The sequence below is a fragment of the Candidatus Kuenenia sp. genome, assembly GCF_039794105.1.
GTDB lineage: Bacteria > Planctomycetota > Brocadiia > Brocadiales > Brocadiaceae > Kuenenia.
In genome coordinates this window covers 59,429-71,329 of the sequence record NZ_JBDIWA010000017.1, presented here as the reverse complement: position 1 = coordinate 71,329, position 11,901 = coordinate 59,429, and the positions used below count along the sequence as shown (strand labels likewise).

General features: G+C 41.0%; 11 protein-coding genes and 1 pseudogene. 4 read left to right on the top strand and 8 right to left on the bottom strand.

What is annotated here, in order from left to right:
• Positions 1 to 213 precede the first annotated feature (213 nt).
• From ABJL82_RS10015 to ABJL82_RS10005, 3 genes are all read right to left on the bottom strand, one after another.
• A complete protein-coding gene (locus tag ABJL82_RS10015) occupies positions 214 to 1,272 on the bottom strand; it encodes a transporter (protein WP_347274589.1) in 1,059 nt (352 codons plus the stop codon).
• Positions 1,273 to 1,386: 114 nt separating this feature from the next.
• Positions 1,387 to 2,235, bottom strand: coding sequence for a hypothetical protein (locus ABJL82_RS10010; RefSeq protein WP_347274588.1), 849 nt, complete (start codon positions 2,233 to 2,235; stop codon positions 1,387 to 1,389).
• Positions 2,236 to 2,446: 211 nt separating this feature from the next.
• On the bottom strand, positions 2,447 to 2,887 hold the full coding sequence (locus tag ABJL82_RS10005) for a hypothetical protein (RefSeq protein ID WP_347274587.1): 441 nt from the start codon (positions 2,885 to 2,887) through the stop codon (positions 2,447 to 2,449).
• Positions 2,888 to 3,391: 504 nt separating this feature from the next.
• On the opposite strand from ABJL82_RS10005, the gene ABJL82_RS10000 reads away from it, so the two are divergent.
• The 3 genes from ABJL82_RS10000 (at position 3,392) to ABJL82_RS09990 (ending at position 5,300) form a co-directional block, all read left to right on the top strand.
• Positions 3,392 to 3,853, top strand: coding sequence for a polymer-forming cytoskeletal protein (locus ABJL82_RS10000; RefSeq protein WP_347274586.1), 462 nt, complete (start codon positions 3,392 to 3,394; stop codon positions 3,851 to 3,853).
• Positions 3,854 to 3,985: 132 nt separating this feature from the next.
• Complete coding sequence (locus tag ABJL82_RS09995) at positions 3,986 to 4,537, top strand: polymer-forming cytoskeletal protein (RefSeq protein ID WP_347274585.1); 552 nt, start codon at positions 3,986 to 3,988, stop codon at positions 4,535 to 4,537.
• Entirely contained in the window at positions 4,518 to 5,300 is a 783-nt protein-coding gene (locus ABJL82_RS09990) for a cation transporter (protein ID WP_347274584.1), read from the top strand. The genes ABJL82_RS09995 and ABJL82_RS09990 overlap by 20 nt, the downstream gene beginning before the upstream one ends.
• A gap of 223 nt (positions 5,301 to 5,523) precedes the next feature.
• Here the strand turns inward: ABJL82_RS09990 and ABJL82_RS09985 are convergent, their stop codons facing one another.
• The 5 genes and pseudogenes from ABJL82_RS09985 to ABJL82_RS09965 form a co-directional block, all read right to left on the bottom strand.
• Entirely contained in the window at positions 5,524 to 5,799 is a 276-nt protein-coding gene (locus tag ABJL82_RS09985) for a hypothetical protein (protein WP_347274583.1), read from the bottom strand.
• Between the two features lie 32 nt (positions 5,800 to 5,831).
• Entirely contained in the window at positions 5,832 to 5,990 is a 159-nt protein-coding gene (locus ABJL82_RS09980) for a hypothetical protein (RefSeq protein WP_347274582.1), read from the bottom strand.
• Positions 5,973 to 6,090: pseudogene (locus tag ABJL82_RS09975) on the bottom strand (IS110 family transposase); the annotation flags it as partial. The pseudogene ABJL82_RS09975 and the gene ABJL82_RS09980, both read right to left, overlap by 18 nt.
• 35 nt (positions 6,091 to 6,125) lie before the next feature.
• Positions 6,126 to 7,493, bottom strand: a complete 1,368-nt coding sequence (locus ABJL82_RS09970) for a sigma-54 dependent transcriptional regulator (RefSeq protein ID WP_347274581.1) — start codon at positions 7,491 to 7,493, stop codon at positions 6,126 to 6,128.
• 293 nt (positions 7,494 to 7,786) lie between these two features.
• Positions 7,787 to 10,096, bottom strand: a complete 2,310-nt coding sequence (locus tag ABJL82_RS09965; protein ID WP_347274580.1) for an ATP-binding protein — start codon at positions 10,094 to 10,096, stop codon at positions 7,787 to 7,789.
• 537 nt (positions 10,097 to 10,633) lie between these two features.
• Between ABJL82_RS09965 and ABJL82_RS09960 the strand changes: the two genes are divergently transcribed.
• Positions 10,634 to 11,800 (top strand): PQQ-binding-like beta-propeller repeat protein, encoded by a 1,167-nt coding sequence (locus tag ABJL82_RS09960; RefSeq protein WP_347274579.1) that lies wholly within the window; start codon positions 10,634 to 10,636, stop codon positions 11,798 to 11,800.
• Positions 11,801 to 11,901 lie beyond the last annotated feature (101 nt).

The window sequence follows — 11,901 nt, the reverse complement described above, 5'->3', positions numbered from 1 at the left end:
ATTCTGCTATAAGAAATGGAAGAAAATTTCCAAGAAATATTCAACCACGCAAAAAAATATTTGCTTTCCCTTATAAACCAATTTCTTAACTTAATGACATTGGGTTGCAAACCTGAACCCGCCGGGATTTCAATATTTTTGTAGAGACGCATTGCTACATTCAAATTATACAGACTTCGTCAGGAATCCCTAATAAAATCAACTATTCCCTGTTTAAAAATTCCACACAACCGAAGCCATTATCCTCCAATCCACTACCTGTTGAATGCCTCTTGCATGCTGATACAGCGGATACTGAAATTTCAAGTCGGTGCTGCATCCTGTCTTAGGGATTTTTACATTAACAAGGGGGGTAACATAAAATGCGGTGATACCCGTGTTGTCAGTATTGTCAAACAAGGAAGTTTCCGGTCTTGAGAAATTATTATCATGGTCATTGTCACTGCCGGTATGGAGCCCGTTTAATTCAAGTCCAGGGCTGATATATTTATTCACAGGATATCTTGCAGAAATATCTAGTGAAATCTGATCGCCAAACTCGTAACCTTCGTCTCCTTCCGTTGTAATCTGGTAGAGCAGATTCCCCTGCAAAACAAAGGGGGAAAATTCACGCATATAATTAACAAGGAAAAGAGGATCCCATGAGCCTGTTCCCAATTGCATCATAGCATGCACACGATTGCCGGAATCGGTATTTTCATCATTTTTACCGGTAGGAGTTTTTAGTCCAAACCCGACCATAAGCCTCTCAGCAGGACGATCAACCTCATTTTCATGCAGGGTGTATAATCCCATAATGGATATATCACCAAACCCTTCAACGGTATCCATCTCCATTTTCATATCCATGTCCATGAACTGTTCCCCATCCATTTGGTGACGCATCCGCATTTTCATGTCCATATCATTGATAAGATAGGGAACGGAAACAAGAAACTGTAACCGGTCTGTGGCTGCATATGAACCGGTAATCGTGTATTTCTGCATAATCATTCTCGTAGGTATTGTAAAACTTTTCGATCCTTCAGGCATATCAGGCCACTCAGAAGCAACCTTATCCAATAAGGTGTTGCTGCCGATACGACTGTCACCGTCCCTTATTGTCTCCATTTTCGTATAGACATACTGAAGTGACAACCCAAATTTATCTCCAAAAGTTACTTCCGAAATTGTCGAGCCTGAAAGGCTGCATGCAAGGCCGCATTCGCCTAAAGCAAATACCGTCCTGTTGACAAATAATAAAAGCAAAGCCATCGTTATTAGAATTCTCATACAACAGATCCTTTCCTGAGAAGAGAAAAACAAGACAAAGACAGTGGAGGGACAGGTTTTAAGCCTGTCCCTCCACCAGAACCATAACATTAAAGAATTATGCAAAAAGCATCATTAATGATTATGTCCGCTATGGTCTTCATGCCCTCCATCGTCTTTATCTTTTTTACCGCCTTTTCCATTCTTCCCTTCTGCAGGCCAATATCCGTCTACCGGCAAATATTCATCAATTGCCTCATCTGAAGGATACACACTAATCTCAAACCCTTCATCGCACCCTTCAGGAAGGGGATTCTTTTCAAGGTCTCTTACAACCTTCAGGTACGGCCAAAAGCCAACGGAAACGACGTCTTCGTCATCAAACTTTTCCGTTAAACGGCCAATCCAGATATCGGCGCGGTCGGTATCGTCTGTGGATTTGGTACAATAATTGGCAATGGCAATGTATATGGTAAGCGCTGTTGCGCAGGAATCCGATTTGAATGTAGGAAAGGTTGCGCTCCATGGAATAATCCCCAGTAAACCGTCATTTAATTTGCCATTGGTATACACGAAAGCCCTGACGTCTTCTGTTTTTTCAGTACCATGCGAGGTAAATGCCGGGACAGATCCCTCCAGTGTTTTTATTTTTTTAAAAAGACTGTTTACCGCAGGTTTAGCGCCCATGACAGGATTGCCTTCTATATGGTCCTGAAGATTAACAGACTCTTCTGTATCGGATCGCTCGGCAATAGAATCCGCACCATTGGGAAAAACAACACTTTGCGCCCGTATGGATTGTCCGTCGCACCCGTGAGGTATGCTAAAATGATTAAGGCTGGTATTCCCTTCAAGTTCATCACGGGAATTGTAACTATCCGGGGTATTTTTTGACATGACCGTTGTATGCGCCATCGCATTCCCCGAAATAATCATTGCCCCTAAAAATGAGATAATGGGAATATATCTTTTAGGTTGTAACATATGTTATTTTCTCCTGTTTTTAAAATGAGTATAGTTCGAATGCATCAGGCTTTCATGCCTGATACTGACAAGATATAAGGCAGAAAACAAGCCGTCGCAGCCAAAAACATATGAGATGGAGTGCTCTGGTGTGCAAACACTATCTCTGTTCATCTGCCGCATCTTGTTTTATCGAAGGGTATATTGTTTTGTGTTGTAACAAAAGGTGGATTTATGAGCGGTAACGCGGTGGCTTTTCAGGAGGCGAAACTACAGGTTCGCATGGTTGAATGAATGGGTCATTGCAGAGAAAACATAAAAATGTCAATCGGTAGTCTATTGAAGGCTCTTCCTGTATGTATTTAAGATTGCCCTTTATAAATGCCAGTGTATCGCTTCCCGATTTACATTGCAGACTACTTATGAAAGAATGGAATCCGTTTCTCTGTTGCTTTGCATCATTTTGGGACACTAAACGGTCTCCGGCAGGAAAACAACAGCAATTTGTCCTGCAATCCGCTTCAGATTTGCAGCCGCATTCATGATCCATACACGAAAATGCAACCTGCTTTTCTGGAGTGTTAATAACAATGACGGCGCTGCATAACGCCAAACACACCATAATCAGTATCTGAAAACAGGCGATACTTTTTCTGATTCTATTCGTTCTCATAATTGATAGAATTGAGTTTTATCATTTACAGAAAACGTACATTTTATTCCTGAAAGGCAACATTTACAAGCATATTATCTTGCGGTAAATCAGTCGCTGTTGACTGAAGATTTTCCCTGCATTGATGTTTTTCAAAAAAATGAGATCGTTAACAGGTTTCAAACGGAGATTGTCGCATAAAAAATGGCGCAATATTTCCTTTGATATAATATGGGTAACGAATAAAATAGAATCTGTTAATAAATGGTGAAATCCGAAACACGAAATCCGAAGCAAATTCTAATGGCAAAATGATTTGAAATTCTAAACAAGTGCGTCTTTCGTATCTTGCATTTTGTGCTTCATACTGTTGCCTGCCTGTGCGTGATCGCATGCAGAAAGGGATGTTTTGAATTTTATGCTTTGTTATTCGAATTTGCTTTGTATTTCGTGCTTCGAATTTCGTATTTTTTATTTCGTGTTTGTTTGGTTCTGGCTATGCCAGTTTAGGAAAGGCAGTATGATATGGCGGGTTTATTTCGAAGGGGAACAGAGGTTTCCGATGTAAGAGAGAAAAATAGTAAATTAGAAAAGGAGGTTGGGATGGGAGAGGGAAATATAACGTATTTGACGCCGGATGCGGAGTTCAAGGGTACTATTAAGTTTACCAGAACGCTAAAAATTGACGGAAAATTTGACGGAGAGATGTTAACAGACGAAGGAGAAGTTATTGTCGGAAGCACTGGCGCTGTTAAGGCGAATATTAAGGCGAAGAATGCCATTGTCGAGGGGCAGGTGGACGGAAATATTATCGCTTCTGAAAGGGTCGAACTCAGGAAAAACGCAAAATTAATGGGGGATTTGCAGGCGAAAACGCTCGTAATTGACGAAGGTGTTATATTTGTCGGCAAATGCAGCGTACACCCTGAAGGATTTACGGAGAGGCCTAAAATGAACGAAAACAAGACGGCAGGTAAAGCCCTGTAGGCAAGGTACTGCCTGGAGGTACGAAGTACGATTTAAAATCTAAAATCTAAAATCGTACTTCGTAAATCTAAAAGGAACTAGACTTTTACGGAGCAATGCTATATCTCCATTATTTGTGGTATTTTTAATCTGATGAAGTTTAAAAACAATGAATTGCCTGATGTTATCGAAATAAACTGCCCATATTGCAATGGCAGTCTTACCGTATCGGTTTATTGTGAGTCGATACTATGCAGCCATTGTAGCCGGCATGTCAATGTGAAAGAAATCCTTTCCCCTTCCCAAAAAGCAAAAAGTACCCCTGTTGGTAAAAGAGAGGTTTTTTGTTTTAAGTGTGGGAAGGGAATTTATGCAGATAAAAACGCGCAGGCGGTATCATGTATTTATTGTTATAACCGAAATGACCTGAGCGATTACAAGGTAAAATCGATTTTAGGAAGAAATCTTCAGACTCACGGTACGTTGTATTTAAAGAAAAAAGGAACGATAGAGATATCAAATATTTTGGTTGGGAATGCCTTTATCGATGGCAAAATAAACGGCGACCTCACCGCAATGGGCGCGGTGGAAATTTTAAAACATGGAGAAGTTTATGGCACAATAACCTGCCGTAAATTAATAGTAAAAAAAGGCGGTATTTTTGAGGGAAGTGTACGAATGTTACATGGCGAGGCAAGGCCTTAACCAATCGGCAATCGGCAGTCCTCAATCTGCAATATGCCGATTGCCGACTGTAGACTACCGAATGTTATTGGGCAAGTTTCGTATTGTACTGCTACGGAAATTTGAAGAGGGAGGCGCTGTGGAAAAAGAAGTTGCCGTACTCTATAAATGGGCGTCTGCGCTTGCCCTTATTACTATATTTTATAATATTGCAGAAGGCGGCGTTTCTGTTGGTTTTGGGCTCGGAGATGAGACTGTTTCACTTTTTGGTTTTGGATTAGATTCATTTGTGGAAGTGATTTCAGGCATAGGTATCTGGCATATGGTGAGGAGGCAGAGGAAGAACCCTGCTGCAGGACCTGATATATTTGAACGACAAGCGCTCCGGATAACGGGCATTGCCTTTTATTTGCTTACGTTTGGGCTTGCGGGTACTGCCATAGTGAATGTTTTTACCCATCATCATCCGGAAACTACGTTTTGGGGTATTATTATTGCAGCAGTCTCTATTGTCACCATGTGGATATTGATTCATTATAAGGTGAAAATTGGCAAGGCGCTTCATTCTCCGGCGATATTAGCCGATGCAAATTGTACAAAAACGTGTGTATATCTTTCTTTTGCGCTCCTTTTTGCGAGCATTGGTTATGAACTTACCGGTATAGGCTGGTTTGACTCAATTGGTGCGGTAGTGATTGCAGGTTTTTCCTGGAAGGAGGGAAGGGAATCATTTCTGAAGGCAAAGGGTATCGGATGTAAGTGCCAGACAAATTGTCCCTGTTAATTGTGAAATCCGAAACACGAAACACGAAACAAATTCTAATGACAAAATGATTTTGAAATTCTAAACAAATGCATCTTTCGTATCTCGCGTTTCATGTTATATCCATCGGAATCCATTACGGGCAGATAAGTAATATGAAGTTGAAGTTGAGCAAAGAATCGCACATAAAAAAATATTCAGTAAAGCTAATTTTATTAACAATGTAGCCAAAAATAATAAAATGCTACCCGGCAAATGCCTTAATGAGCATACCGATAATGCCGGCAATAACAAAACCTATCATCCATTTAATTACATTTATTTCTGCCCTTAAAATCTTTATATCTGCTTCAAGATCGGTTCGGGTATTCTTAATCTCACCTTTAAGGTCTTTCAGTTCAGAGTCAATACGGTCAAAACGTCCCGAGAAATCGGCAATAGCCGAGGCCGCAGCCCTTGCCTTCTCCTCTGAAACCCCAGCCTCCTTAAAAGCATCATATACTTCACTAATAATAGTCATGCTGTGGATTATAGGTATTCATTAAGCGCCGGTCAAACAAAATCCCACCGGTGGGTATCAGGGTTGTAACGATAGACATCCATCGCCCATGTAGAGAGACACAAGTGCACTTGCGTCTCTACATTCCCCTTGACATCCCCCCGTTCAGGTATCATCTCCGGCGTAAAGACCACAAGATATGCCCACGCCAAATATTTATTCCCGTTCTTCTGGTTTCCACTCTCCTTTCTTCTTGCCAGGGGATATTTTTTTGGAGGATACGCACCGGCAGTATGAAGAAAAATCGGGAATTTTTTTCTATAAAATACAGGAGTGATTATTTCTGATTATTTTAACCGGACCAATCTGTTGCGGAGCGTTGTCCTTGGTATACCGAGTATTTCTGCCATCCTGACCTGATTACCGTTTGTTTTCTGGTGTGCCCATTCGATAAGTCTTTTTTCTACCTCAGTAAGAACATCGTGTAATTGAATTGTTTGAATGTTTGATAAATCCATGGAAATGAGTTTTTTGTGGATTTCTACTCTTTTTAAATAATCAGGCAGTGTATCGATAGTAATGCCGTGAGAATGGGAAAACGCAACGGCGTGTTCTATTACATTTTCAAGTTCTCTTACATTTCCGGGCCAGTTATATTCCATGAGAACATTTAAGGTTTCCCTGGAGACTTCCGGCAAGGCGTCTTCATGCCTGGATACAAATTTCTTAAGAAAATAATTGATTAAACGAGGGATATCGTCCTTCCTTTCACGAAGGGGGGGGATGGTAATCGGCACTACGTTTAACCGGTAAAACAAATCTTCCCGGAACTCTCCCTTTTTTGCCAGTTGCAGAAGATCTTTTTTGGTGGCGCAAATGATCCTCACGTTAATGGAAAGGGTTTTTTCGCCGCCTACTCTTTCAAATGTCCTTTCCTGGATTACCCGCAACAATTTTACCTGCATATCCAAAGGGATGTCATCCACATCGTCGAGGAAAATAGAGCCTCCGTTTGCAAGCTCAAATCTCCCGCGCCTTGTCTTTATTGCCCCGGTAAAGGAGCCTTTTTCGTGTCCGAAAAGTTCGCTCTCCAGTATTTCTCTGTTTAGGGCGGCGCAGCTTACACGGATAAAGGGCCCCATTTTTCTGCCGCTATGGTAATGCACTGCCCCCGCAATTTTTTCTTTGCCGGTACCGCTCTCCCCTTGTATGAGAATGGTGGAATCTCTGTCAGATATTTCTTTTACTGTTTCAATAAGTTTTTTCATCGCGCAACTGTTTCCAACGATATTGTGAAACTCAAATTCAGATTGTATTTCTTTTCTCAGGCGGGTCACTTCAGCGGTTGTGTTTTTGTGTTGAAGCGCCCTTTGTAATTTAATGATCAATTCGTCAGTGGAAAAGGGTTTAGCAATATAGTCATATGCCCCTTCCTTTGTTGCGGCGACAGCGCTTTCAAGGGTTCCATACGCAGTCATAATTACGACTATAATGTCAGGATTATAATTTTTAATTTCTTTTAAAAGCTCCATGCCATTCATGTTTGGCAATCGTAAGTCCGTCACCACTATGTCAAATTCTTCCGACTTTATCAAATTCATCCCTTCATTTGCATTGTCAACAGAACTTACATCATACCCTTCTTTTTTTAACTGACTCTCCAGTGAAATCCTCATTAGTTTTTCATCATCGACAATTAAAATCTTGTTGCTCATGTGAAACTCCTAAACTGGCATTGCCAGAACAAAATAAGCACGAAATACGAGATACGAAAGGCGGAACCACAGATTGCACAGATTAAAAAAATTAAATATTCGGATTTTACCATTTAATATTTAAACCGCTCGTTCCATAGAACTAAAGGATAAATTATTTTATCACCTTCATTCCGCAGCGGCGGCTTTTTTAAGTTAACAGGAAAATATTGATCTTGTAAAGAGAAAGTGTTTTAAGTCGCTGTTTTACGTCATTGTACGGTCTTCCCCGGCGTCTTTATCCGCAGTCCTTGCTACGTCGTTGCCTTTCTCACGGGCAAACATATAGAGAATGTTGCCCCTTTGCCTGGCTTGCTGTCGACAAAAATGTTTCCGTCATGGTCTTCCACAATCCTCTTGCTAATGGCAAGTCCCAGGCCGCTTCCCATTTCTTTTGTGGTGAAAAAAGGATTGAAGATCCTGCTTGCAATATCATCGTTAATGCCAGGCCCGGTATCGGTAATTTTTATGTGTATGCTTGATTTCAGATGGTTGCAGTGGCCGGTGGCAATGGTGAGTTTTCCGCCGTTATCCATGCAGTCAAGCGCGTTTACCAGAATGTTAATGATCACCTGAGAAATCTGGTCGGCGTCTGCGTAAATTTCCGGCAAGCCGGAAAACAGACGTTCTTCCAGTGTTATTCGTTGTTCTTTGATGCGGTGTTCCAGAAACCGTATGGAATTTCTTACTACCGTATTTACGCAATGATTGTCCATATGTGTTGAATAAGGACGGGAAAATGCCATGAGCTGTTTTACAATAACTTCTATCCTTTTCAATCCTTCTGCCATTAATTCCAGAAATTCTTTGTTTTGAGAAATATTTTCCGGTTCCCTGGACATCATTTTTACGAAATTTTGCAATCCTCCCAGCGGGTTGTTTATTTCATGGGCAACGCCCGCCGCCAATTCACCGACAGCGGCAAGGCGTTCGGTTTGAATAAGCTGCATTTCCATCCTTTTCCTTTCGGTGACGTCCCTGCAAATCCATTGAATCGTCCTTTTTTTGCCATATTCAATAATACTTGCGCTAATGCTCGTAGGGATGATCCTTCCGTCAGCATGCTGGCAATCAAGGTTGTCCAGCATACCGGAGCCTTTCTTATTTATTTCCCTCCATAAATGTTTGGTTTTTTGCCGGTCATATTCCGGCACAATCTCCCATATTTTTCTCCGGCTTAATTCTTTTTTTGTGTATCCCGATAGTTCTTCCGCCTTTTTGTTTGAATCAACAATATGCGCCATATCAGGGTCAAGGGTGAAAATGGCGTCATTGGCAAGATTAATTGATTCCCTGTATTTTTCTTCAGAAGCCCTCAACTGAGCGGTTCTCTCTCTTATTCTTTGTTCAAGTCCTGCGTATGATTCTTCCAGCTTTTCTGCCATTTTGTTAAACTCGGACGCAAGCCTGCCAACCTCATCTCCTGACTTAATTGATATTCTGTGGTTAAGGCTTCCCTTGCCAATTGCTTCCGCGCCCTTCACCAGTTGAAGAATCGGCTGAGTTATTCCATGAGTAATGATGAAAACGATAGCGATGATAACGAGGACGCTTGCGCTGACTAAGGTAATGACATGTATTTTCAGTTTTGTAATGGGCTTAAAGGCCTCCTGTTTGTCCTGCTTTACCAGCAGCCCCCACTTTACCTGGGGAATATGCCGGAAAGCGCAAAGGACTTCTACTCCTCTGTAATCATACGCTTCCATAATGCCTTCTTCCATAGAGTCAAGCATAAAAGATTCAGGCGCTATTAGTCTTATGGGAATACTCAGGCTTAGTGCAGTATTTGCCAAATGACGCGAGTTGTTAAGAAATATCAACTTATCGCCATTGCGGCGTACTAATAACGTTTCGCCGGTATCTTCCCTTCCAGGCCAGTCCTGCATTAACGCACTGATGGAGTCTTCCGTGTTTACCCTGATAAGAACAATGCCATTGACGTCGTCCGTTTCCTCCATAGTTATCGGATCGGTGAGTTTTGTTGTACTAAAGAAAGTCATGCCTATTTGCTTTGTATATTCTGAATAGTGGATATCTTTAAAAGGCATTCCCTTATTATTCAGGATATCAAGATAATCAGGGAAATCCTTGTCGAACATACCGATATTGGAAGGGTTCGTTGATATAACAATTTCACCGTTTTCAATATCGAGGATGGATATCTCATCACAATAAATGAGTTTTTCCTTAAGGCTGTTTAAATATTCTGACAACCGGTTATAATACACCCTTCCGATCTCGGTTTCTTTCATACTGCCGATGGTGCGAAATGCTTTTCTCAGATACAGCAGATTGGAAAATGATACCTCTAAAGATTTGTTTGTAGAAAGAACGCTAATATCTACGACCCTTTCCTGTAACCAACTGTTCAGTTGTGTTTTTTTTAAATCAGCAATAGACGTGAGTTTTTCCACCACTTTTTCGCTTAATGCCTTTTTCCCTTTTTTGTATGAAGTACTGATTACCACAAGAATCGGGATGGTAGTAATTAGTATAAGATAGAAAATAAGTTTTATTTTTATGGTTTTGAAAAAACGGAAATAAGCTTTTTTCTGTTTGGGCATATTTTTTTCTGAAGTTTTCAACGGCAGTTCCAATCCTGGTTAAGTATAAGAAAATTCATATAAATTAAACCCCGCAATGGGCATGGCAATTGCGCTATAACGACAATTCCGCCCGTGTTTAGGCCCTAATCCGGACAAGCCAGAAACAAACAAGCACGAAATAAAAAATACGAAGCACGAAGCACGAAGCACGAAATACTAAACAAATTTCAAAATATAGGCCATATAGGTTTATAAGACTTATATTTTTGAAATTTCGAATTTGTGTTTCGTATTTCGTATTTCACAATTATCGTAATACTTTAGTTTTTTGAAAAATTCCAATAATCGCAGTGTAGGGGCGAAGCATTTGCTGTAAATTGTCATAAATGCGTTTATACCCAAACGGGCAAATGCTTTGCCCCTGCTTTTTCAAAAGACTAAAGTGTTACAAAAACATTTATTTTACTATCCGTTCAATTTTTATATAATATTTAACCTGAATGTGATACAAATAATAAAAGCACTTTATTTGACTAATTTACAGGAGCAAATGTTATGTTGAAAAAAATGAACTTTTCTTTTATTTCCTGTTTTTGCATTATAGTAACAATTCTTATTCAGTTCAAATCTATCCATGCCGAAGATGCGGATATTCCATGGCAGATGTTTCGAAGGGATTTGCAGCACACCGGCCAGAGCCCTTTTATCGGGCCAAAAAACAGTGAGGTGAAGTGGGCTTTTAAAATTGACACGCGTATTACCTCATCTCCTGCGGTAGGGCGTGACGGCGTCATTTATTTCGGATCGGTAGACGGCAGATTATATGCTCTTGATCCGGACGGCGCAGAAAAATGGGTACTTCAGGTAGGTGACGAAATAACGGCTTCTCCTGCTATCGGAAGGGATGGGACAATTTATATTGGTTCGCGGGATAAAAAAATGTATGCCGTTTCTCCCGAAGGAAAGGTAGTGTGGACTTATAAAACGGAGGGTATCATTCTCTCCTCGGCAGCGGTAACGGAAGATTCCGTATATTTCGGCGCTGATGATAACAACCTCTATGTCCTCTCGCTTGATGGAACATTAAAATGGAGATATACTGCCCCAAGTAATTTAAAAGCATCCCCTTCCTTATGGGATGATGGCTCGGTCTGTATCTTCGCAGAAAAAGGCACCCTTCACGCAATTTCCGCTGATGGCGTCCAGAAATGGGTAAAAAGAGTGGGGTCCGGCGTCTATTCCTCGTTTTCATCCCCCTCTATTGGGAAAGATGGGGTGGTGTATGTCGGCGCGGATAATGGGAGAATGGTTGCCATAAATCCTGACGGAAACATCCGCTGGTATGTCAATACCGGCAAAGCGGTGCATAGCAGTCCTGCAATAGGAAAGGATGGATCAATTGTATTCGGCGCATATAATGGCTTTGTATATGCTATTTATCCTGACTGTAAATTAAAGTGGAGCTTCAAAACGGGGGGTTGGGTAGAATCATCCCCTGCAATCGATGCAGATGGAACTGTTTACATTGGTTCCAGTGATGGAAAACTTTATGCAATCGACTCAAAAGGCAATTTGAAATGGTCATTCCAAACAAGGGGCGCGGTTGAAGCATCACCTGCCATTGGGCCAAATGGTGCAATTTACATCGGTTCCAATGATAATCATTTTTATGCAATTGGCGTGGAAGAAAGAGATACTCCTGTGCCTCTTTTTGATAAATAGTGCCTTAACATATGATGTACGATTTTAGATTTAAAAATCGTAAAACCGTAAATCGTACATCTAATTGGTGAAATAGTTTTGAATAATCCCGGCGGGTTCAG

Excerpts from the sequence above, each read along its gene's own strand:
- ABJL82_RS10015 (WP_347274589.1), bottom strand. The coding sequence starts at position 1,272 with ATGAGAATTCTAATAACGATGGCTTTGCTTTTATTATTTGTCAACAGG.
- ABJL82_RS10010 (WP_347274588.1), bottom strand. The coding sequence starts at position 2,235 with ATGTTACAACCTAAAAGATATATTCCCATTATCTCATTTTTAGGGGCA.
- ABJL82_RS10005 (WP_347274587.1), bottom strand. The coding sequence starts at position 2,887 with ATGAGAACGAATAGAATCAGAAAAAGTATCGCCTGTTTTCAGATACTG.
- ABJL82_RS10000 (WP_347274586.1), top strand. The coding sequence starts at position 3,392 with ATGGCGGGTTTATTTCGAAGGGGAACAGAGGTTTCCGATGTAAGAGAG.
- ABJL82_RS09995 (WP_347274585.1), top strand. The coding sequence starts at position 3,986 with ATGAAGTTTAAAAACAATGAATTGCCTGATGTTATCGAAATAAACTGC.
- ABJL82_RS09990 (WP_347274584.1), top strand. The coding sequence starts at position 4,518 with ATGGCGAGGCAAGGCCTTAACCAATCGGCAATCGGCAGTCCTCAATCT.
- ABJL82_RS09985 (WP_347274583.1), bottom strand. The coding sequence starts at position 5,799 with ATGACTATTATTAGTGAAGTATATGATGCTTTTAAGGAGGCTGGGGTT.
- ABJL82_RS09970 (WP_347274581.1), bottom strand. The coding sequence starts at position 7,493 with ATGAGCAACAAGATTTTAATTGTCGATGATGAAAAACTAATGAGGATT.
- ABJL82_RS09965 (WP_347274580.1), bottom strand. The coding sequence starts at position 10,096 with ATGCCCAAACAGAAAAAAGCTTATTTCCGTTTTTTCAAAACCATAAAA.
- ABJL82_RS09960 (WP_347274579.1), top strand. The coding sequence starts at position 10,634 with ATGTTGAAAAAAATGAACTTTTCTTTTATTTCCTGTTTTTGCATTATA.